The organism is Streptomyces endocoffeicus, assembly GCF_016741935.1.
Taxonomy (GTDB): Bacteria; Actinomycetota; Actinomycetes; order Streptomycetales; family Streptomycetaceae; genus Streptomyces; species Streptomyces endocoffeicus.
Window position 1 is genome coordinate 1 of the sequence record NZ_JAERRG010000233.1, and the last position, 354, is coordinate 354.

At 64.7% G+C, this 354-nt stretch carries 1 protein-coding gene; it reads right to left on the reverse strand.

Translation table 11 applies throughout. The features are described from left to right. On the reverse strand, nucleotides 1-354 hold a 354-nt coding region (locus JK364_RS54750), incomplete at both ends, for an acyltransferase domain-containing protein (protein WP_201858930.1).

A 354-nucleotide genomic window follows, 5' to 3' on the forward strand; every position in this document is an offset into this window, starting at 1 on the left:
AATGGAATGCCCCGCCAGGAAATCCACCCGCACCCCAAAGGACTCCATCAACCGGAACAGCCCCACCTCCAACGCAAACAACCCCGCCTGCGTAAACACCGTCCGATCCAACAACCCCCCACCCTCAGGAGCAGCAGCGTCGACGAACACCACCTCCTTCAACGGGCGGTCCAACAGCACATCGAACCGAGCACACACCTCATCGAACGCCGCCGCGAACACAGGAAAGGCCTCATACAACTCCCGCCCCATCCCCGCCCGCTGACTCCCCTGACCGGAGAACAACACCGCCACACGCCCCGACCGCACACGCCCCACCACCACACCACCACCGCCAGCACCTGCCGTGCTCGC